22 protein-coding genes are annotated in these 22,390 nt (G+C 34.5%); 7 read left to right on the forward strand and 15 right to left on the reverse strand.

All coding sequences use genetic code 11. From position 1 onward, the window contains the following. Positions 1 to 414 precede the first annotated feature (414 nt). The 5 genes from VB798_RS04525 (at position 415) to VB798_RS04545 (ending at position 5,305) form a co-directional block, all read left to right on the forward strand. On the forward strand, positions 415 to 1,320 hold the full coding sequence (locus VB798_RS04525; protein WP_323256414.1) for a sensor histidine kinase: 906 nt from the start codon (positions 415 to 417) through the stop codon (positions 1,318 to 1,320). Further along, positions 1,317 to 2,351, forward strand: a complete 1,035-nt coding sequence (locus VB798_RS04530) for a sensor histidine kinase (RefSeq protein WP_323256416.1) — start codon at positions 1,317 to 1,319, stop codon at positions 2,349 to 2,351. Before VB798_RS04525 ends, VB798_RS04530 begins: the two co-directional genes overlap by 4 nt. A gap of 487 nt (positions 2,352 to 2,838) precedes the next feature. Continuing rightward, on the forward strand, positions 2,839 to 3,585 hold the full coding sequence (locus VB798_RS04535) for a LytR/AlgR family response regulator transcription factor (protein ID WP_323256417.1): 747 nt from the start codon (positions 2,839 to 2,841) through the stop codon (positions 3,583 to 3,585). 92 nt (positions 3,586 to 3,677) lie between these two features. Next, complete coding sequence (locus VB798_RS04540) at positions 3,678 to 4,304, forward strand: uridine kinase family protein (RefSeq protein ID WP_323256419.1); 627 nt, start codon at positions 3,678 to 3,680, stop codon at positions 4,302 to 4,304. Positions 4,305 to 4,807: 503 nt separating this feature from the next. Continuing rightward, on the forward strand, positions 4,808 to 5,305 hold the full coding sequence (locus tag VB798_RS04545) for a nuclear transport factor 2 family protein (RefSeq protein WP_323256420.1): 498 nt from the start codon (positions 4,808 to 4,810) through the stop codon (positions 5,303 to 5,305). Between the two features lie 108 nt (positions 5,306 to 5,413). On the opposite strand, the gene VB798_RS04550 is transcribed toward VB798_RS04545, so the two are convergent. After that, a complete protein-coding gene (locus VB798_RS04550; protein WP_323256421.1) occupies positions 5,414 to 5,902 on the reverse strand; it encodes a gamma carbonic anhydrase family protein in 489 nt (162 codons plus the stop codon). Between the two features lie 150 nt (positions 5,903 to 6,052). Here VB798_RS04550 and VB798_RS04555 point away from each other — a divergent pair, with 150 nt between their 5' ends. Both VB798_RS04555 and VB798_RS04560 read left to right on the forward strand, forming a co-directional pair. Continuing rightward, the gene (locus VB798_RS04555) at positions 6,053 to 7,882 is read left to right on the forward strand and encodes a family 16 glycoside hydrolase (RefSeq protein ID WP_323256423.1); all 1,830 of its coding nucleotides are present in this window, start codon (positions 6,053 to 6,055) and stop codon (positions 7,880 to 7,882) included. A 41-nt stretch (positions 7,883 to 7,923) separates the two neighbouring features. After that, a complete protein-coding gene (locus VB798_RS04560; protein WP_323256425.1) occupies positions 7,924 to 9,906 on the forward strand; it encodes a c-type cytochrome in 1,983 nt (660 codons plus the stop codon). A gap of 67 nt (positions 9,907 to 9,973) precedes the next feature. Here the strand turns inward: VB798_RS04560 and VB798_RS04565 are convergent, their stop codons facing one another. From VB798_RS04565 to efp, 14 genes are all read right to left on the reverse strand, one after another. Next, the gene (locus VB798_RS04565) at positions 9,974 to 10,321 is read right to left on the reverse strand and encodes a hypothetical protein (protein WP_323256427.1); all 348 of its coding nucleotides are present in this window, start codon (positions 10,319 to 10,321) and stop codon (positions 9,974 to 9,976) included. Beyond that, positions 10,299 to 10,820 (reverse strand): Panacea domain-containing protein, encoded by a 522-nt coding sequence (locus VB798_RS04570; RefSeq protein WP_323256429.1) that lies wholly within the window; start codon positions 10,818 to 10,820, stop codon positions 10,299 to 10,301. Before VB798_RS04570 ends, VB798_RS04565 begins: the two co-directional genes overlap by 23 nt. A gap of 79 nt (positions 10,821 to 10,899) precedes the next feature. Further along, positions 10,900 to 11,430 carry a methyltransferase domain-containing protein gene (locus VB798_RS04575; RefSeq protein ID WP_323256431.1) on the reverse strand — a complete coding sequence of 177 codons (531 nt, stop codon included), beginning with the start codon at positions 11,428 to 11,430 and terminating at the stop codon, positions 10,900 to 10,902. A gap of 55 nt (positions 11,431 to 11,485) precedes the next feature. Continuing rightward, the gene (locus VB798_RS04580) at positions 11,486 to 12,439 is read right to left on the reverse strand and encodes a hypothetical protein (RefSeq protein ID WP_323256433.1); all 954 of its coding nucleotides are present in this window, start codon (positions 12,437 to 12,439) and stop codon (positions 11,486 to 11,488) included. Between the two features lie 280 nt (positions 12,440 to 12,719). Continuing rightward, positions 12,720 to 13,793, reverse strand: coding sequence for a CHC2 zinc finger domain-containing protein (locus tag VB798_RS04585; protein ID WP_323256435.1), 1,074 nt, complete (start codon positions 13,791 to 13,793; stop codon positions 12,720 to 12,722). A 114-nt stretch (positions 13,794 to 13,907) separates the two neighbouring features. After that, positions 13,908 to 14,444 carry an ATP synthase F1 subunit delta gene (atpH, locus tag VB798_RS04590; RefSeq protein WP_323256437.1) on the reverse strand — a complete coding sequence of 179 codons (537 nt, stop codon included), beginning with the start codon at positions 14,442 to 14,444 and terminating at the stop codon, positions 13,908 to 13,910. An 81-nt stretch (positions 14,445 to 14,525) separates the two neighbouring features. Next, complete coding sequence (atpF, locus tag VB798_RS04595) at positions 14,526 to 15,020, reverse strand: F0F1 ATP synthase subunit B (protein WP_323256439.1); 495 nt, start codon at positions 15,018 to 15,020, stop codon at positions 14,526 to 14,528. 221 nt (positions 15,021 to 15,241) lie between these two features. Continuing rightward, positions 15,242 to 15,487, reverse strand: a complete 246-nt coding sequence (gene atpE / locus VB798_RS04600) for an ATP synthase F0 subunit C (protein ID WP_184129022.1) — start codon at positions 15,485 to 15,487, stop codon at positions 15,242 to 15,244. A gap of 51 nt (positions 15,488 to 15,538) precedes the next feature. Continuing rightward, positions 15,539 to 16,618: a F0F1 ATP synthase subunit A gene (gene atpB, locus VB798_RS04605; RefSeq protein WP_323256441.1), complete on the reverse strand. Its 1,080-nt coding sequence runs from the start codon at positions 16,616 to 16,618 to the stop codon at positions 15,539 to 15,541. Between the two features lie 108 nt (positions 16,619 to 16,726). Next, a complete protein-coding gene (locus tag VB798_RS04610; protein ID WP_184129016.1) occupies positions 16,727 to 17,086 on the reverse strand; it encodes a hypothetical protein in 360 nt (119 codons plus the stop codon). A gap of 117 nt (positions 17,087 to 17,203) precedes the next feature. Further along, complete coding sequence (locus tag VB798_RS04615; protein WP_323256444.1) at positions 17,204 to 19,711, reverse strand: TonB-dependent receptor plug domain-containing protein; 2,508 nt, start codon at positions 19,709 to 19,711, stop codon at positions 17,204 to 17,206. A gap of 178 nt (positions 19,712 to 19,889) precedes the next feature. Further along, the gene (gene accC / locus VB798_RS04620) at positions 19,890 to 21,233 is read right to left on the reverse strand and encodes an acetyl-CoA carboxylase biotin carboxylase subunit (protein WP_323256446.1); all 1,344 of its coding nucleotides are present in this window, start codon (positions 21,231 to 21,233) and stop codon (positions 19,890 to 19,892) included. A gap of 85 nt (positions 21,234 to 21,318) precedes the next feature. Then, complete coding sequence (accB, locus tag VB798_RS04625; RefSeq protein WP_323256448.1) at positions 21,319 to 21,804, reverse strand: acetyl-CoA carboxylase biotin carboxyl carrier protein; 486 nt, start codon at positions 21,802 to 21,804, stop codon at positions 21,319 to 21,321. Between the two features lie 19 nt (positions 21,805 to 21,823). Beyond that, positions 21,824 to 22,387, reverse strand: coding sequence for an elongation factor P (gene efp, locus VB798_RS04630; RefSeq protein WP_323256450.1), 564 nt, complete (start codon positions 22,385 to 22,387; stop codon positions 21,824 to 21,826). Positions 22,388 to 22,390: the final 3 nt, after the last annotated feature.

Here is a 22,390-nt window from a genome sequence, read left to right on the forward strand (position 1 = left end):
CGCAGAAGTTTCGATTTGGAAGTCGAGAAATTAAAAAAGGTGATTTTAAGATATTTCATGGTGGCATATTCAAGTCAATTCACTATTCAAAATAGCGCTAAAGAATTAGCATTTGTTAATCAAAAGCATGTATTTAAAGCGTATTTATACACAATCATTCAAGTAGCAAATCAGCCAAAATAGCAGTTTAAGCCTTACAAAGTGATGTTTTAAACCAACAATCAAGCGATTCAGCTCAAAACCCACTTATCAACAGGCCTTACTTGGTAAATTTGAAAAGGAAAGGATAAGTAAGAAATGAGAAAAACGAGTAACCATATATTTTTTTGGATAGCCTATACTTTGTACTTTTTTTTATCCGGATTCATCACTACTCCTGAAAAGTTTACTCAAATCCATCACATTTTTCAAAATGTGATTATTTCTGTATTAGAAATTATCGCATGTTTCTACCTACTCTTACATCGAATTTTCCCTGAAACACTACCCACCAAAAAATACCAATTATTATTCTTTTCATTAATTACCTTGGCGGTGGTTTGTTCCGTTGGTAATGCCTTGATTATTTATCTTTACAGGGCTATTATTAACGAAACATTCAATTTTTATAGATCCTGTACAGTTGGTTTAAACAATCTATATCTATCAATACATTTTGCTTTGGCATATTGGTTTGCTACCAATTTTATCCAAAATGTAAGAGAACAAAGTAAGGCTGAATTACAAAAAAACATGTTAGAAAAATCAATTTTAGAAGCAGAATTATCCTCGCTCAAAAATCAGATTAATCCACATTTTTTTTATAATTCTTTGAATTTCCTATATGCTCAAGCATTGCCAATGTCAAAAAAATTATCAGATTCTGTGATGTTACTGGCAGAAATGATGCGCTATACCATCAAAGAAAATGATAATGAAGGCAAAGTTTCTTTGATGAAAGAAATACAATACATTAAAAACTATGTAGCAATCCAGCAAATTCAGTTTGATGGAAAATTAAATATTGAACTGGAAATCATTGGAAACATTAATTACAGACGCATTCATCCATTAACAATAAGTCCACTCATCGAAAATACTTTTAAAAATGGCGTTTTAAATGATGTTCAATTCCCTGTAAGTATTTGGATTGAAACACAAGCAGACAATTTATTCTTAACTATTACCTATAAAAGAAAAATAGGCATCTGTGAAAAAAATATTTTTGATGATTTGATGGATGTCCGTAGGCGATTGTACATCGGATATTTTAATAAGCATTTTATCAAATTCGAACACTTTGATTGTAGCCAAAAAATCTTCCTGAAATTAAGCTTATGAATTCTATCAACATCAAATACCATTATTATTATTGGATACTGGATTTTTCATTTCATGCTTTTATACATTATTCAAATTTCGACACCAAAATCAATTTTATCAGCATAGGTATTATTTTCTACAACATTCTCTTGAAAATGTTGGTATTCTATTTATCCTTAAAGGTAATTTTCCCTTTACTACTTGATAGAAAAAAACCTATTATGCTGAGTCTAGTAACGATTTTAGTCATTTTTCTGATCGCAAATCTGGGCGTTCTGATTGATAGAACCTTGATGCCCAAAACAGCAGAAAACATTAATAATACGCCTTTTTGGAGTATTAATGTAATGCTAAGATTTTGGTATTTACTGATGATGATTCCGACGGCTTTTGTGTATTGGTATGCTGAAAAAATTCTGAATCAAGAAAAAAGACAGCAGGAAATAGCATGGCAAACAAATGAGCTTGAAAAAGTAATTGTAAGGTCTGAACTTTCAAGTATCAAAAATCAGATTAATCCCGACTTTTTATTTAAAACCTTACATTTTTTCAATGTGCAAGCTAAAGTATATTCTACCAATTTATCAAGAGCCATCACGCTCCTTTCGGACATCATGAGTTATGCTTTGCATGATAATTATCAAGTAGAAAAAGTGCCTTTGGCTTCTGAATTAAAGCATATTCAAAACTATATAGAAATTCAACAATTGCGTTTTGACAATCGTTTACAAATTATTCTGAGCGTTTTCGGTGATTTATCTGAGAAGCAAATCATGCCTTTAATCCTGATTACTTTCGTAGAAAATGCCTTTAAACATGGAGAATTGAACAATTGTGATAGACCCCTCAGAATTATGGTTGAAGTTCAAGAAAATGAATTACGATTTATGACTCATAATTATAAACGACAAGGACCAAGGGAAATTTCTGGAAAGATTGGATTAGAAAACACTAAAAAACGTCTATTGCTAGGTTATGCTGGCTCACATTGTTTAGAGATTACCGACGAAGCTGGTTTTTATGAAGTAAACCTTTCTTTGAAAGTTTAATAGCCTTATCAGATAGTCGGAAATAAAAAAGGCTACATCTTTTCGACGAGCCTTCTATTACCTTAATTAGATGAAAACTAGTTGAAAATAATAGGTGCTCTATCTACTGAGAATGACTTTTATGTATAAAACTTTAGTCCTCAAAATTTGCCGTAAAGAATTGTTAACAAAAATTATTTACACCAAACCCTTATAAAAAATGACGAACTAGAGCTTTTCAAGGGTAAACACATTTATCGGCATTTCGTAGTGTTTACTTGTCAATTTCAAACATTATAATCTAACATACAATCTGTAATTTTGTAAAATAAACGTTAAGAAATTGCTTTGAAATATTTGTAAAATAGTACCTAAAAACTGCTATTTAAATGGTTTGCTGAAAAATATTATCCAAAAAATCAGCATCAAAAAACCTTTTGCAATAAATAAAAAAACAGAATTCATCCTTTGAAAAGAAAGCTTGAATTTTTACACCCGAAATACCACTATGAGTATAAATTGTTTAATCATTGACGACGAGCAAGCTGCGATTGATATTCTAAGGAGTTATATCAAAAGCATTCCCTCATTAAATCTTGTGGCAACCAGTATTGACCCACTAGAAGCACTGGATATTGTAAATACTCAGAAGATTGATTTAGTTTTTATTGATATTCAAATGCCAGAACTTTCGGGTATCAGCTTTATAAAGCTTGTAAAAGGAAGATGCAAGTTTATTCTCACGACTGCTTACAAGCAATACGCCATTGAGGGTTTTGATAACAATGCCATTGATTATTTGATAAAACCTATAGCTTTCGAGCGCTTTTTACAAGCCTTACAAAAAGTACAAATTCCACATTCTGCTAGTAATATTATTCAAGAAAGTAATACTGGCAACCAAGTAAATACTGATAATTTTATCTTCGTAAAAACCGATAACCGCATCCAAAGAATTAATCTTTCAGAAATCCTCTTTATTGAAGGTTTGGGAAATTATGTAACGATTCATACCGAAAAAGGAAAATTTGTAACCCTCTTGAATGTAAAAGATTTAGAAGAATCTTTGCCTTCGGAAGGTTTTGCCAGAGTACATCGTTCTTATATAATTTCTTTAAGCAAGATAGAATTCATTGAAGGAAATCAGGTTTATTTAGACAAAGACCTGAATATTCCATTGGGCGATACCTATAAAAATCAACTTTGGGCGATTCTCGACGGCAAAACAATTACGGGAAAAAAGCCACCTTTCTGAGATGAAACAAGAAAAGAGTCAGTATTAAAATACAAGTTGTAATAATCTTTTCCGACCTTTGTGAAAATTTTTTCAACGACTATAATCATTTTATGAGACCAGACCAACGACCATTTATCGTAGGCATCACCGGAGGCAGTGCTTCGGGCAAAACATTATTTCTCAATCAATTACTTCGTTCTTTTTCAAAAGATGAAATTTGTTTGATTTCACAAGATAATTATTACAAAAATCGACACGAGCAAGTTATCGACAAACATGGTTATATTAATTTTGATGAACCTGAATCGTTAGATTTGCATCAATACGCTATTGATATTGAAACGATTCGTTCAGGACAAGCTTTCCAACGAAAAGAATATACTTTTAATAATCCTGATATTATTCCAGAAATAATTACTTTTCAGCCTAAGCCTATCATTGTTGTAGAAGGATTATTCGTTTTTTACTTTAAAGAAATTGCTGATTTATTAGATTTGAAAATCTTTGTGGATGCTAAAAGTAAAATCAGACTCGACAGACGTATCAGAAGAGATGCACAAGAAAGAGGTTATGGCGAAAAAGAAGAAGTAATGTATCGTTGGGATAACCACGTTGAACCTGCTTTCAAAAAATATGTAAAACCTTATCGTAAAACGTCGGACATTGTGATTCCAAACAATATTCACTTCGAAAAAGGACTTGAAATTTTGGTAGGATATTTAAGAAGTAAAATATAGAATTTCCTTAAGAGGTTAAAATGGCTAATGACGTAAAAAATCATTAGCCATTTTTTTGTATCTGGTGAATGTGATATTTTCTGATTCACGAGACACATTTTAGGTCTTCGATGACTGATTTTGTGACTCTCGAGACACATTTTAAGTCTTCGATGACTGGTTTTGTGACTCTTGAGACATGTTTTAGGTCTTCGATGACTGATTTTGTGACTCTCGAGACATGTTTTAAGTCTTCGATGACTGGTTTTGTGACTCTTGAGACATGTTTTAAGTCTTCAATGACTGGTTTTGTGACTCTTGAATCATTAAATAAGGAGGTTCTTTACCATTTTAGGTCGTAAGGAAGAGTCTATTAGCAGTTGGGCAAACATCCCTGAATTTTAGTCCACAATTTCAGTTTTTATCCTTAATTTAGTTTTAGGTTCAAGTTACTTTCATCAAATAAGTAATTGCGAACGGTGAAACTCATTATAACTTTTCAAAACTATCCAGAATCACTCATTATGAAGTACTTATCTCTCTCACTCTTTGGAGCTATTTTGATGCTATCGTCCATCAAGACATTTGCCCAACTTCCTGTAAAGCCTCTTGCTCCGCAAGAACAACTCCTTAAAAGTGACAACCCAACGCTTGAACGCAACAAAAAACTCGTGTACGATATGTGGCGAGAATTCTTGGAAGGTGGACACCTTGAAGTAGCAGAAAAATACTTTGATGAAAATTATATGCAACACAACCCAAATGCTGCTATTGGCAGAAAAGCTGTTGTAGATTTCTTTGCAAAATTCACGAAACCACAGCCTATTGCAAACAATATCAAATCGTCGGTGGTAGCAATTATCGCCGAAGGAGACCTTGTAATGCTAAGTTTTGTAAGAGAAATGCCAGACCCTGTAGATAAATCTAAAAAATATACGACTACTTGGTTTGATTTATTTAGAATTGAAAATGGCAAAATTGCAGAACATTGGGATTGTGCAGAAAAAATGAAACCAAACTAAGCTTGTCGAAATTGCTAATGATGCTATGAGATATTTCAACCTATCTTTAATCATTAGGACTGGGCTTAAGTCCAACCCTAATGATTAAGAGAGAGTTTTCTGATAATACTAAACCAAAGGAAACTCTCCAGCCTGATGCCTTTTCGCCATTTCTACATAATGTAAGGCACTCAACGTAAGTTTTTCAGCTTGTTCTGGTGAAATTTGTCGGATGATTTTAGCAGGAACACCCACCACCAAAGAATAATCTGGAATTTGCATTCCTTCTGGCACTAAAGCATTTGCGCCAATGATACAATACTTCCCAATTTGGGCTTTATTCAAAACAGTCGCCCGCATACCAATCAGTGAAGAATCCCCAATTGTAGCACCGTGAACAATTGCCCCATGCCCTACCGTTACATCGTTTCCAATAATCGTTGGGTCACTAGGGTCAGCATGCAAAACAGCAGTATCTTGGATGTTACTACGGTCGCCAATGCTAATTTTCTCTACATCAGCTCTGATAACAGCTCCGTACCATACAGACACATCTTTGCCAAAGCTTACCTGTCCCATTACCGAAGCATTTGGGGCTATAAATGGTTTATTTTCCATGAAAAATTCAATTAATATCGTTGAAACAAAGTTACACAAATGGGATACAATGAGTACAAGTATATGGAAAATCTCTTCAATAAAGGATAATAGTATAGTTTTTGAGTGCTATATTTAAGCTCGTTTTTAAAAAATATTATCCAAATAAAAATGTCCCATTTACAAATTATGAAGAAAGCTTGGCTTGTTTCTGCATTGTGTTTACCAATGCTTGCAAATGCCCAGCAAAGTGTTTCCTTAGACGATATGTCTTTTTGGAAAACATCTGACAAAACAAACTGGCAAATCGCTAGTGACGTAACAGCAGACATCACTAAACCTGAAACAATGGCTTTGGCAACAGGAAAAGGTGTCCTTGCCAATTTACCAAACCCTCAAAATCGTGCTAATTTACAGTCAGTTGCAGAATTTGCAGATGTAGATGTCTCTTTCGATTTTATGATGGCAGTACATTCTAATTCAGGTTTTTACTTGATGGGAAGATACGAAGTTCAGTTATTGGATAGCTGGGGCGTAAAAAATCCTGCAACGGGCGACTGCGGCGGTATTTACAAACGTCGTCGTTATGAAAATGGAAAAGAAATTCTTTTTGAAGGACATGCTCCAAGATTAAATGCTTGCCTTGCTCCTGGTCTTTGGCAACACATGGATATTTCATTCCAAGCGCCACGTTTCGATGCTTCTGGCAAAAAAATCGCTAATGCTAAAGTACTTTCTATTAAATTGAATGGATATACCATTCAAGAAAATGTTGAATTGACAGGTCCAACGGGCGGTCCAATTTCTGAAACAGAAGCACCAACTGGTCCATTCATGATTCAGGGTGACCACGGCGCAGTGGCTTTCCGCAATTTTAAGCTTTCAAATTTAGGGGGGAAACCTGCTGAACTATCAGACATTTCTTACAAAGTGTTTTATGGTAATTTCAGAGAGCCTAAAGATTTCTTGAGCAAAAAACCCGATGCTACAGGTAAATTAGATAAACTTACTTGGGAGGTTGGTACTAAAACTAACGATTTCGCTCAAATCTTCAATGCTACCTTAAAAGTACCTGAAGCAGGTAAACATACTTTTACTTTCCAAGCGGGCGGTAAATATTATGTGAACGTAAATGGTAAAGAATTACTTGCAGACGAGTGGACAACTTCACGTGACAAACGTACTGCATCAATGGATTTGCCAGCAGGAAATGTTCCGGTTGAAATCACGATTTATAAAACTGATGGTTGGGTTTCTCCAATTCTTGGTATGGAAGTTCAAGGCCCTAATTTCAGAGCCGTTCCTTTCCATTCTTTAGGTTCAGTATTAGCGGGTACTCCTTCAGACCCTATTTTATTGGATGCACCAGAATCTACTTTACTTCGTTCGTTCTCGGATATTTACAAAGATGGTAAAAAGCAAAAACGCATCGTTCATGCTATCAATGTGGGTAATCCTGCCAAATTACATTATACTTATGATTTAGATAATGGTTCAATCGCTCAGATTTGGAAAGGAGAATTCTTGAATACTTCACCAATGTGGGATGACCGTGGCGATGGTTCTTCTCGTCCAAGAGGTCCAATTTTGAATCTTGGTGATGTTCCTTTGATTGTTTCAGGAGAAACTAAAACTTCATTGACCGATGCAGTAGCAAGCAATGCTAACTTCCGTACTTTAGGTTACGATGTTGATGCTGACAATTTACCAACTTTCCGTTATCAGATGTATGGTACAGAAGTAGAAGACCAAGTGAGAGTTATCGACGGAAAATACCTTTCTCGTACTTTAACGCTTAAAAATCCAGAAGCAAATACAGCTTTACTTTGTCGTTTGGCAGTTGGAAAAAGCATTACAAAATTGACTGACGATTTGTATGAAGTAGATGGAAAAAGCTATTTCATCAAAGTATCAAGTGCTGCTACAATTGAAAAATCTGGAGACAACACCATCTTACTTGTTCCAGTAAAAGACAAAGTACAATATTCTGTAATGTGGTAAAAATCCCTCAAAAGAATGAGGTTTTAAATCTGAAAAATCAAATGAATATCAAAAATATAAGCCAGTCATTTAGCCATTCAATTACCAAAATCGGTTTGGCATTGGCAATGACTACTGGAGCTTTCGCACAGGATGCTCCTACCGAAAACGATTATTATAAAATTGCCAAACTTCCAATTCCAGAAGGAATCGTTTTAGAAGTTGGTGGTTTAGTTACTTTGCCAAATGGTGATTTAGCAGCTTCTACTCGTCGTGGAGATGTTTATATCATCGAAAACCCAAATTCTAGCACACCTGTATTTCGCAAATTTGCGAGCGGTTTGCACGAAATTTTAGGACTTGCTTACAAAAACGGTAATCTATATTGTGCACAAAGAGGTGAATTAACCAAATTGGTTGATAAAAATGGCGACGGCAAAGCTGACCGCTACGAAACAGTTTATTCTTGGCCAATTTCTGGACATTACCATGAGTACTCTTTTGGTCCTAAAATCGGCCCAGATGGTTCATTTTATGTAACAGGAAACGTAGGTTTTGGAAATTCTGATTGGTGGGCTGGAAAATCATTTGTGCCGTGGAGAGGTTGGACAATGAAAATTACCGAAGATGGTAAAATGACTCCATTCGCTGCGGGGATGCGTTCTCCTTGCGGAATCGGTATGATTGACGGAGAATTCTTCTACGGAGATAACCAAGGTGACTGGATGGGTTCTGGTTTTATTTCACAAGTAGAAAAAGGAGATTTCATGGGTCATCCAGCTTCTTTGGCTTGGGCTGACCGTCCAGATTCTCCTGTGAAAATGCGTGCTGATATGATTTATTCAAAGGTTGATCCAAGAGACAATCCAAGAGTAAAACCTGAATACGTAAAAAATGAGCCAATGACTACGATTTACGAAATGGGCAAAACTACGTATCCAAACATGGGTATTAAATCACCCGCTGTATGGTTGCCTCACGGAGTATTGGGCGTTTCTACTTCAGAAATCATTCAAGATGAAACACAAGGTGGTTTTGGTCCTTTTGCAGGTCAAATTTTCGTTGGAGACGAAGGGATGTCTAAAATTGCTAGAGTATTCTTAGAAAAAGTAAATGGTAAATTCCAAGGTGCTTCTTTTGATTTTAGAAGCGGCTTCCGTTCAGGCGTATTAAGAATGGCTTGGGGAACAGACAAAGCAATGTTTGTAGGTGGAACAAACCGTGGTTGGGGTTCTACAGGGAAAGAAGCTTTCGGTTTAGAAAGACTAGTATTTTCTGGAAAAATGCCTTTCGAAATGAAAGCCGTTAGAGCAATGCCTGATGGTTTTGAAATTGAATTTACCTTGCCAGTTGATAAAAAGACGGCTGAAGATGTAAACAATTATGATGTTTCTAGCTACACATACAAGTATCATCCAGTATATGGTAGCCCAATTGTAGATAGAAAAGATAATGCTGTAAGAGGTGCAAAAGCTAGTGAAGACGGTTTAAAAGTTCGTATCGTTGTTGATAATTTGCGTGAAGGTTATATTCATGACATTAAACCAGAAGGCGTACTTTCGGCAAATTCTCGTTTGAATGTATTGCACGGTTCGGCATATTATACTTTAAATAGTATTCCACAAGGAGCTAAAGCAAATATCACTTTAGTAACACCAAAAACTCGTGCACAACGTGAACGCATTGATGCTGGTGCAAAAGTAAATACGCCAGACAACCAAATGAAAGAAGCGATGCCAACAGCTGCTGGTGAAAAAGCAAAAGCTAAAATGACATCAAGTGTAATTTCAGATGCTGAGGCGATGAAATTATTAAGCAAAAGTACTTGTTTGGCTTGTCATAAAGTAAACGAACGTGCAGTTGGACCTTCGTATCAAGAAATTGCTAAACGCAAATATACAGTGGCTCAAATTGAAGCCTTGATTTATGAGCCAAAGCCTTCTAACTGGCCAGAATTCGCTACTCCGATGCCACCGATGGCACATTTACCAAAAGGTGATGTGAAGAAAATCGCAACTTGGATTAGTTCTTTGAGTAAGAAATAAGCTTTAGATTAAACGTAAAAAGGCGATTCTGTTAAACGGAATCGCCTTTTTTTATCATGATTTTTTATCAATCTTCTGGTTTACTCGGAAAAAGATATTTAGTAACTGCTAAGAAAAATGCTGTAACATTGATAGTTGTCGAACCAATTAATCCTAAAATGATGGAATCAGATAGCAGTAAAAGTTTCAAGCCTACAAAAACAATAATAGCAACAATTGAGATTAGCCAACCTACTACCATAAAAAATATCCACTTAGCAAACTTCTTTCTCTCAGAAATATCCTGTTGTTTTCCTTGAATTTGCGTGGCTTTAGCTAAATCATCTAAATTAGATAAAGTGTATTGATCAGGTTTAGTTTCAACTCGTCCAAAAGCTAATTTCGCTTTTTCTTCAAGCTGTTGCAAAGGTGTCATGTGCGTCAACTTTTATATCAAAGGTTTCTTTAAAATAATCTGCAATTAGGTCATTCTCAATTTTGGCATTACTGAAATTTTCTATGCCTTCGTTTTTAAATACTTTAAACCAAGGTGAATTTTCAATATGTGTCCAATTTGATAATTGTACAGCATCTACATCTTTAGTAATATTCCATGTTAAATCAATCGCTTGTTCGGCTGAATCACAAAGTACATCTAATTTTAACACAATTGCTTGATTAGATAAAGCGCCAATTAAAGTTGGTTCTACAATCGGTTGATTACCCCAGTTTTTATAATAATTATAAACTTGAGGAATAACTGGCCCGTATTTCCAAGCTTCAATATTTTCATTGATTAATGGCTTTCCAGAATATACTAAATGCAAACCATGCGCTATATAAAGCATTTTTTGTAACTTCATTTGCGTTACAGGTTTGCCATTATCAATAGCCCTATTCACAAATTTGCTTGCTATCACTAATGCTGAATACATAGTTTTACGATTTTTATAACATTTAACGTAAATTTAGTTTTTTTAGTTTTATCCACAAGATACAGAGGAAAATAGTCACTTATATAAAACAAAAAATCTTCACCGCATTTCCCTTATCAACAATTCTTTGAAGAACAAAACCACAGTTTTCCACAAAAGCTATCAATTCATTTTCTAAGTAAAGTGGTTTTAAACATCCTTCATGAATTTCGCCTTCGTATTGAGCTAATTGTTCTTCGATAAAAAGCATCCCTCCTTTTTTCAGTATTGATTTACAATCATCCAAGATTTCTTTGGGAAATAAGAACTCATGAAAACTATTAATAATCAATACTTTATCAAAAGTACTTTCAGGTAGATTGATTTGTGTTTCAGAACCAATAACAGGAATAAATTTCCCTTGAATTGATTTGTTTAAGAATTTTTCATAAAATAAAATACCTTCCTTAATTTCTTCATCATTACATAATTTTTCATCAATATCTTGTAAATAAAAAGTCAATCCATCCACTTGTGAAGCAAAGTAAATTTCCCAAACTCCTCCAGATGCACCGATGGATGCAATGGTTTCATTACTCTTAAAATCGTATGTTTTGAATGATTTTTCCATAAAAAAAACCCTTTCAAAAGAAAGGGCTATGTTGTTTTATTAAGTTTTTATCTGATTATTTAACATCGAAACTACCTGAACCTATCTTATATCCTTCGCAAAATATCTCTACTGTATAATGACCAATTCTATATTTTGTCGCTCCGCCTCTTGCATAAATCATTTCAACAGCTTGTCCATTATTTTGATACAGAATATCTTTTTTAACAGTATAAGTAGTTTCTTTTCCTGCTAATTCAAAATTTCCAGAGCCTGCATTTGTATCGAACATTACTGCACCGTCTGGGTCTAATACTCTTACAAAAACCGATTTTACATTTTGTTTAGCAATCAAATTTGGCTGTAATTGAAAAGCAATTTTAATCCTCTCAATTTTTGATACTCTATAAACGCCATTACTTCGTTCTTTATTTCTCCTTGAAATAGCATTTACTTTCACTAATTGTGCTTGTAAAGAAGATGCTAAATTTACTGTTGCTGTGAGTGCCTGATTTCTTTTTGCATAAACTTCAAGAGAATCACTCAATCCTTGTTTTACCATTTTAAGCAGAATGTTCTCACTGCTTAACGACACATTTTCAGAGACAAGACTTTTGTTCTTTTCAAGTAATTTTGTGTTCTCTTTCTTGAATTTGGCAATTTCTGTATCTTTTTTAACTAAAATACTTACATATTCTTTGATTCTCTCCTCATACTGAGCCACTGAAAATGTATTAGCCCTTCTCAAAAGCATTCTATCGTTTTCCAATTGCTTTTTTGTAGCTTCCAAATCCTCAACTTTTCCTCCTAATGACTTTATTTGAGCAATTTTAGCATCTAATTGAATCCCTATTGAGTCTAAACGAATACTTGTTGAAGATAAAGCTTGAACTTTTTGACGAATTACATCTTCTTGAGATTTCTTAAAACTGTTGGCATCAAATAACAAATAAGCAAGAATTGCAACTATAATAGCTAAAAAACCAGTTAATACTTTCCAAAAACCACTGCTTTGCGATGTCTCTTCCATAAATAAGTTAAATTTTGGCAAGCACTAGTCAATGGCTAACCTAATAATTTCATTGAGTTTCCGAATTTAGTAATTCCGACTGGATTAGAGAAATTTTTAGCTGTAAAGTTCAATTCGAAAAAGCCCTAAATTTCAACCATTTAAGGATTTTATCATTAAAAATACACTCAAATCTCTCTTATTATTTCGAGTTTTTTATCCTGATTTACCGAATAAAAAATTAATTTATTTTAATAGATTCTCTCTTTTATGGTGAAGTAAAAGAGAAGCAAAAGGCTTTTCAAAACATTCCCAACTGCTCGTTACTTCCTAATTTTTCTGTATAATAATCATTCACATCTTTGTAGTTGTCTGGAAGATTTTTCCGAGTACTTGAGATATTGAAATGAGTGAATATTTTTTCTAATTCTTCCGCTGCTTTGTGTCCAGCCTTATCGTTATCTAAATAAAAAATTACATTTACTCTTTTAAAGAGTTTTGCCCATTCTTTTTTAAAAATATTGGCCGTTCCTAAACTTACGGCTGTTTTCCCTTCTTGTGCCAAACGCATACAATCAAAAGCTCCTTCCGTTACGTAAACGGTTTCGTCTGTTTTGGTTTTCTTCAAAGCATCAACGTTAAAAAGTGTCAGCGGTTGATTATTCAAAAAGCAATAACGATTTGTACCTTCGCTGGGTTTTCCAATGACACGCCCTTGTAAATACACAATTCTACCTTCTCGATAATACGGAATAATTAATGAATGTGAATAAAAAATAAGGTTATTACGCTGATTGTATAAGCCAGATTCCTGTAAATCTAAAGTAGAAAAATGTTGTTTTAAATACCATGTTACTTCAGTATAATCTTTTATGACAAACAGGTTAAACGCTTTAATAGTTTTATCTGTAAAACCCCGTTGCTTTAAATAAGCAAGCGCAGATTGTGATAATTCGTTGGATTGTTGTTGCAAACAAAAATTCCGAAAGGCTTCATAAATCTGCGAGTGAATTTCTTCAGTAGGTTTTTCTTTCTCTTGTACTCGTCTGATGGCGGCAACATCAAATAAATTACTTGTTGGTAGTTTTTTCTTAGCAAATTTTTTAGATTGTTGAAAACCTGGAATATATTCTACTGCCATTTCTTGAATGGTAGATTTTATATCCATTTTTTTAATTTCTGAATACAAACTGATAGCATTACCCGTTTTAGCACAGCCAAAGCAATAAAAGCTATTGGTATGTGGATAAAGTACAAGCGAAGGAGTATCGTCTTCATGAAATGGACAAATCATTCGTTGTCGTTTCACATCCAATCCCAAATCTTCTGCCACTTGAAGAATAGATACTTGGTTGAGTTCGTCTAAAATATTCATATCATAATGATTTAAATTTATCCGATATATCCTTAAAACTAACTGAACTTAAACACAAAAACCCGCAAGAATGATTGATTCTAACGGGTTTTATTAGATGATTTTCAATGAAACTTAGTTATTAAATTTCATTTTCAATTCATTAAGTCTTGCTTTTACAGAAGTATCAATCTGACGATCGTTAACTTGAAGGATATATCCACCGATTAAATCAGCATCAATTTTCTCAATTACTTCTACAGTTTTACCTGTATTTCCTGCAACAATTTGCTGAAATTCAGCTTTTTGTGAGGCAGTCAAAGGAGTAGCTGTAGTAACATAAGCTTTTTGAATACCTTTATGCAATTCGTATTGCACTAAATAGTCTTCAGCAATAAGTGGCAATACAGCTTCACGGTTTTTTTGAGTAATAATTTCAAAAATAGCCATCGTTGAATCATCTACTTTACCTTTGAAGATTTGTCTAAGAATCGTCAATTTATGGTAATGAGAAACGATAGGGTTTTTCAACAGTAAATAAAACTGATGATTTTCGTCGCAAACTTGGTTGAAGAGTTTCATATCTTCATATACCTGAGCTTCAACGCCTTTTTCTATTGCCAAACCAAGTAAAGATTTGGCATATCTGAACGCAACGGTTTGCTGGGACATTTCGATTTTGGATTTTTGATGTTGAATTTAGATACCGAAGTATCGTCATTCTTTATTCAAATCTTAATATCAATAATGATATTAGTTTAATTTAGCATCAGCCAATAAGCTTGTTACTAACGCTTCTTGCGCAGCACGGTCAGCTAATTGATTACGTAATACTTTCTCTGCAATTTCTAAAGATAAAGAAGCAGCTTCTTTTCTTAATGAAGCAACAGCAGCTACTTTTTCTTGGTTGAATGCAGCACGAGCTTTTTCAATTTCTTCAGCACCAGCTTTTTGAGCTTCTGCTTTCGCTTGAGCAATCATTGCTTCGCTAGCTTCTTTTGCTTCTTTTAACACTCTGTCACGTTCAGCACGTGCCTCAGCGATTAATTTCTCGTTACCAGCTTTCAATTCTGCCATTTCTTGGCGAGTTTTTGCTGCTAAAGAAAGAGCATCTTCAATTGATTGTTCTCTTTCTTGTAAAGATGCCATGATTGGTTTCCAAGCAAATTTTGATAACAAGAAAAACAAAAGACCAAAAATTACTAATTGCCAAACTATTAGACCAAGACCAGGGGTAATTAAATCCATCGTTGTCTGTGATTTTGTATGTGAAAATTTCTATGAATGCTTTCTGAAAATGTAGGCTTAAATACTGTTGTAAGTGATTTAGCTACATTTGAGTTTTTTGAGATGAAAATCAGCAAAAGCCTAATGCTTGATTTGCTGATTTTCAAATTTTGCTTTGATTCAGTTTTGACAACCGAGAAACTAGCTTTTTCGGAGATAAAATCGAATCAGTTGGTTTTGAATTACTTCAACGTTACCAACAAACAGATTACCGCTGCGAAAAGAGCTACGGCTTCAACGAATGCTGCAACGATCAACATAGCACCTTGGATTTTTCCAGAAGCTTCAGGTTGACGAGCGATAGCTTCCATTGCAGAACCACCGATACGACCAATACCTAAACCAGCACCGATAGCTGCAACACCAGCACCTAAACCAGCAAGACCTAAACCTAAAGAAACTTCTCCTAAGATTGACAAAAGTGACATAATTGTAATTGTTTATTTGTTAAATTAATTTGAAAAACGTTTGAAAAAATATTAATGATGATGCTCTTCAACGGCTGAACCAATATAAGTTGATGTCAACATTGTGAAGATATATGCTTGCAATAAAGCTACCAATAATTCGATAAGGTTCATGAAAATTGAGAAACCAACGATGATTGGACTAATTGCGATACTTTCAAAGATAAAGATTAATGAAATTAAGCTCAATAAGATGATGTGTCCTGCACTAATGTTAGCAAAAAGACGAACCATTAATGAGAAAGGTTTCATAAATAAACCGATAACCTCTACTGGTGTTAATAAAATTAATAACCATTTCGGTACGCCCGGCATTGCAAAGATGTGTCCCCAATAAGTGCTTTTACCGTTAAGGTTAGTTACAAAGAAAGCAATTACGGCTAATACTAATGTTACTGCGATGTTACCTGTTAAGTTAGCCCCACCCGGTAATAAGCCTAAAAGGTTATTAATCCAGATAAAGAAAAACAATGTTAACAAATAAGGAGTGAAACGTCTGTAATGTTTTTCCCCAATGTTATTTTTTGCAATTTCATCACGAACAAAAATAATGATTGGTTCTAATAAAGACTGTAATCCTTTTGGAGCTTTTCCTTCACGTTCTTTATAACCTTTTGCTACAGATAAGAAAATGGTTAATAAAAGAACTGCACTAAGTAATAATGAAGCTACGTTTTTTGTGATTGAAAAATCATAAACCGCAGAACCATCTTCAGCAACAATATGGTGATGTTCTAATTTTAAACCTTCATAAGAAGCTGGCTCATGGTGTTCGTTTTTGAACTTACTTGAAGAGAATACTTTTAATCCATCTTTAGTATAAACGATACAAGGCAAAGAAATTGAAACATGTGAATGTCCAATCGTAGCAAAGTGCCATTCATGCTCATCACCGATGTGTTCAAGGATAAGTTTACCCGGCTCAAATTTTGCTTCGCCATGAGTTTCTTCATGCTTGCCTTCTACGGCTTCTGTGCTAGTTTCGATTGCTGGCGTAGCTGTTGTATCAGAACCATGCTCGTGCTGAGCAAAAGTTACCGAAGAGAACAAAAATAAAAAAGCTAAAATATTTGAAAAATACACTTTCTTCATCACGGCTTCTTGGAAGTATATGGTTGTTTTTTGAATATGCTTGTAATAAAAACTTTATCGTTTCGAGTGATAATCAACGCTTTACAAATAAAAGCATTGAAAACTCCTCTAAAAGTGTCGCAAGTTACGATACAATCCGTAAATTTCAAACCCTGTGTAACATAAATAGAGTACAAAAAAATTGGTAATAAAGATATAGATGTCTTTTGTACCCATGTAAGCAATTACTCCTACGAAAATCAGACTAAGAATTAATCGGGTTACAATCCCTCCTAAATAGAACTGAACAAAGTTTTCACGATTGTTAGCAAAACCTAATTGGGCAAGTAAATGATTAAGGTAAGAAACCGCAAAAAAGAAAGCCAAAATAATCCATTTATACTCATGGAGATATTGGGAAAGTCCTATTTGAGGGGAAAAATAAAATATCAAACCCAAGCCAATTGTCAGGATAATAATTCTGAGCATAATCAATAATTTTTGCAAAGGTAGGGAAAGACTAACTTTCAGAAAAGGAGAATCATAAAAAAAGCTAATCAACAAATACGTTGACTAGCTTTTTCTATCCAAAAAGTGAAAAATATATTACTTTACTTGGTAAGTATGTTTAGCAATTCCGATTCCTCCATTATATGCAGTACCTTCTGCTACAATATTGATATTAGCTTTTGCATCTGTATTCCAATAAGTTACTGTTGCTTTCCCTGTAGAATCCGTTTGTACATTAGGTGCCCAATGAAGCGTAGAACGAAAATCTGGACGAACATGTTCGGGTTTATCTACATCGTATTTAGGTGCATAAAACTCTCTTGGAACATTGTAACCCAAACGTTTTTGTATCGATACGCCCATCGCTGGGTCTTTTGAGTAATCATAGTTTGGTCCGCCTCTTTTAGTAAGTACTGAAATTACGCCATTCGATGCTCTTGAGCCAAAAATAGTAGCATCAGCACCTTTCAGTACATCTATTTGTTCTACATCACAAGGATTAATTCCTGTTAAAATATCTATAGAAGCAGGCATTCCGTCTAAAACAACTAATGGATCACTACTTAAACTAATAGAACTTATTCCTCTGATTACTACTTTATACCCACCGCTTCCATCAGACGACACTTGTACTCCAGGCACTCTACCTTGCAACATTTGTAAAACATTGGTAGCTCCAGCACATAATCTATCATCAACTTTTAAAGTGTTACTAGCCCGACCATAAATTTTACGAGAATCCTGTGTTTCTTTTTTAGCTTTTACCACTACTTCATCAAGCATCTGAACTTTATTGAGCTTTAATTTCTTTTCAAGTTCAACAGCATCTTTGGCTTTTTTCAGGAAATCAGCTAACTCTCTAGCATCAAACTCCATTGGATTAAAAGGTGTTTTAACGATTTGTACTTTAGGCGCATTTTTCTGAGCATCAATAGATACTTGCAGATTTTTACTTCCCTTTTCTTTCATTCCTTGAATAAAAACTTCAGTACTATCGTTAAAATCTATTCCATAAAAGCCATAATTTCCTAAAGAATCAGCATTACTCATCAGAATTTGTGGTGAACCTTTTTCACTTTTAAGCATTAAAGTAAGGCTTACATTATTGGCTGGTTTGCCATTCGGACGTAAAGCTTTTCCTGTAACATTTAAGCCAGTTTCTAAAATATGTTGAAAATTTGGTTTTCTATCTTCGATAATGTCTTTCCAAACAAATCTTCTCCAGCCTTGTGTCAACATCAAAATATCTAAATGGCGTGTTGCATTTTCATTATTTGATTCAAAATAGTAAGCTGGTTGTTCAATTGTGCCTCTAATACTTGAATAATATTCATTAGATTTTTTCTCAGCAATGTCTGAACTCAAGAGTAAATAAGTCAATAAATTTTCTTGAAAAGCATTAGGAATTACTTGATTACCATCGGTAACAGCTACCGAAAAATCTCCTTTAACAGGTTTCCCTTCCTTATCGGTCGCTTCTATATTGAGCGTTACTTTTTCTCTACTTTTATAGATTGCTTTGTCCGAACTGATTTTCAGATTTATCTGCTTATTTTTATTCACAAAAGCGATGCGTTCGCATACAGGTTCGCCTTTTGAATCGAACAGTGTAATTTGTACAATTCCATCGTCTGGAATTCTATCTTTGGGAATTGTGATTCCGAATGATTTCAGTTTTTCAGAACCTTTTGCTACAAAACAAATTTGTCCTTTTTGCTGAGCAACAATCACTACTTCCTTAGCTTTTTCAGCTGAAATTGGCGAACTATTTGAAATGAAAACTTTGATTTTTTCTTTATTAGAAAGGTTATCAATTGCCATTGTATAGCCTTGTTCATATACTTTTGGCAAAGGGAAAGGCTTTAATGTACCGTCTTTTTGTTTGATATATGCGGTATAAGTATCTAAATTTTCAGGAATAAAGCTAAAATATCCCATTCCCAAATGTTCTGAACTAAATGCCGTGACGGTGTCTTTGGAACTGCTTAATACAAAACCTTCGCTTTCAACGCCTTTTCCTGCAATATTAACGGCTTTAAAACCTACTCTTGAAGAAATTCCCATGACTAAGTTTCCTCCTTCTGGAAAAAACTGAAAATCTGCTACTTCTGATAATTTGTTGGCATTACTTTCTGTAAGGCGATTTTGGGTAGTTCCTTGCCAAATTTTCACTTCTTGTCTGAAAAAGAATTCTTCAGAGAAGTTTCGCATATAACTGGTATAAGCTCTGATTTGATAACTCCCTTCTTCTAAAGAATCAGGAAGTGCAATGTCCCCAAAAGTTGAACCATCGCATTTTAAAGTACGCTGGATAATTATTTTCCCTTTCGATTCGTCAATCAAATCAACATAAAGTACTCTACTTACTGAATCAATCCTATGATAAGTAGCATCAAATAAATATCCTTTAAACCAAATGGTTTCACCAGCCATATAGTAAGGCTTGTCGAGATGTAAATAGACTTTTTCTTGTGGATTTTCGTGATGGTATTTTTCAAATTTTGCGACTAATTTTTCAATGAAGTCGTTACCATCTTCGGTAAAGGTAAAAGCAGAAGTTGTAATTAGGATTAAAGATAATAAGGTAAACAGTTTTCGATTCATACGTTTAGGTGGTTTAATTTTATCGTTAAAACGTTCCAAATATGCAATTTGGTGTTTACAAACGCAATTATTTTATGATAGATGGAGTGATTTAATAGTTAAATAAAGTACATAAAAAAAGATGACTCCAATTGTTTACAATTGAAGCCATCTTTTTGTTTATTAATATTGAATAATTTTACAAATTACTCAAGTCGAAACCATCCATAAAGGCAGTGGTAAAGTTACCAGATTTAAAACGTTCGTCATCCATCAATTTAATGTGAAATGGAATAGTTGTTTTAATTCCTTCGATAACAAATTCTTGCAAAGCACGCTTCATACGAAGTAATACTTCTTCACGAGTTTGTCCAGATACGATTACTTTCGCAATCATCGAGTCGTAGTTTGGTGGAATAGTATAGCCAGAATACACATGACTATCAATTCTTACCCCACGACCGCCCGGAAGGTGCAAGTTGGTGATTTTTCCTGGAGATGGACGGAAACCATTTTTAGGATCTTCAGCATTGATACGACATTCTAAAGCAAATAATTTAGGAAAATAATTTTGTCCCGAAATAGCTTCACCTGCCGCTACTTTGATTTGTTCCTTGATTAAGTCAAAATCCGTAACTTCTTCAGTAATTGGATGTTCTACTTGGATACGAGTATTCATTTCCATAAAGTAGAAATCTCCGTTTTTGTCAACCAAAAACTCAATTGTACCAGCTCCTTCGTAACCGATAGCTGCAGCACCTTTGATAGCGGCTTCACCCATTCTAGCTCTTAACTCTGGAGTAAGTGCTGGAGAAGGAGTTTCTTCACATAATTTTTGGTGACGACGTTGAATAGAACAATCACGTTCAGATAAGTGACACACTGTACCGAATTGGTCTCCAACAATTTGAATTTCAATATGGCGAGGTTCTTCAACATATTTTTCCATGTAAAGACCATCATTTCCAAATGCTGCTGCTGATTCAGTTTTAGCATCTGTCCATAACTTATCAAATTCTTCTTCTTGACGAATGATTCTCATACCACGTCCACCACCACCAGCAGTTGCTTTGATGATAACAGGATATTTAATGTCTTTCGCTAGTTTTTTTGCTTCTTCAACAGTATCAATCAAACCATCAGAACCAGGAATTACTGGAACGCCTGATTTTTTCATAGTTTCTTTAGCTGTTGCTTTATCACCCATCGAATTGATTTGATCGGCAGTAGCTCCAATAAATTTGATACCATATTCAGCACAAATTCTTGAAAATTCAGCATTTTCAGATAAGAAACCATATCCTGGATGAATCGCATCAGCACCAGTAACTTCAGCAGCTGAAATGATGGCAGGAATATTTAAGTAAGATTGACGACTTGGCGGTGGACCAATGCAAACAGCTTCATCAGCAAATTTTACATGAAGGCTTTCACGATCGGCAGTTGAATAAACAGCCACCGTTTTGATGCCCATTTCTTTACAAGTCCTGATGATGCGAAGAGCAATCTCACCTCGGTTGGCAATTAATATTTTTTTAAACATGATTCAATTTGAGCATTTGAAAACTTGAGAATCTATAACTTGAAATCAACATTTAGAAATGTTTTCAACCTATTCAATTTTCAAATTAAGCCAGTTCTACAACAAATAATGGTTGGTCAAATTCAACTGGCGTTGCATTTTCAACCAATATTTCAACAATTTTACCTGAAATTTCAGACTCAATTTCATTGAATAATTTCATCGCTTCAATGATACAAACGGTTTTACCTTTTGCGATTTCTTTTCCTATTTCAACAAAAGAAGGTGAATCAGGACCAGCAGAACGATAGAACGTTCCAATCATTGGTGATTTGATAGTTACTCTATTAGCAGCAACTACAGGAGCGGCAGCTGGAGCAGCTGGTGCCGCAGGAGCAGCCGAAGACGCAGCAGGAGCTGCTACTGGAGCAGGAGCCGCAGCCACAACTTGTGGAGCCGCAACTTGCTGTATTACTGGCGCTGCACCATAACGTTTCACAGATAATTTTAACTCCGACGTTTCGATGTTTACTTCATCAAGCGTTGATTGTGCAATAAAATCAAGGAGCTTCTGAATTTCTTTATTTTCCATGTTTGGACTGTTATAGGGATTACTTTACTCTTTCAGCGTACTCATAAGTACGAGTATCAACTTTAATTTTTTCGTCTGTTTGAATGAATAATGGTACGATAATCGTTGCACCGGTTTCCACTGTAGCTGGTTTTTTAGGAGAATTGGCTGTATCACCTTTAATACCTGGTTCAGTATAAGTTACTACTAATTCTACAAATGGAGGCATCTCGCAAGAGATTGGCAATTCAGTTTCAGCATTAATTAGGATTTCAACTTCTTGTCCTTCTTTCATCAAATCAGCTGCTTCAACCATTTCTTTATTAAGCGTGATTTGCTCGAAAGTGATATTGTCCATAAAAGTAAAACCAAATTCTTCAGCATAAAGGTATTGGAATACTCTACGCTCAACACGTACAGGGAAAATATTTACCCCTGAGTTGAAAGTATTATCAATAACTTTTCCAGAAGTCAATGACTTTAATTTTGTTCTTACAAAAGCAGGTCCTTTACCTGGTTTCACGTGCAAGAATTCAATAATTGAAAATAAATCATTATTGAATTTAATTACTAAACCGTTTTTGATGTCTGCAGTAGTTGCCATTTT

The sequence above is a fragment of the Arcicella lustrica genome, from assembly GCF_034930985.1.
Classification (GTDB): Bacteria; Bacteroidota; Bacteroidia; order Cytophagales; family Spirosomataceae; genus Arcicella; species Arcicella lustrica.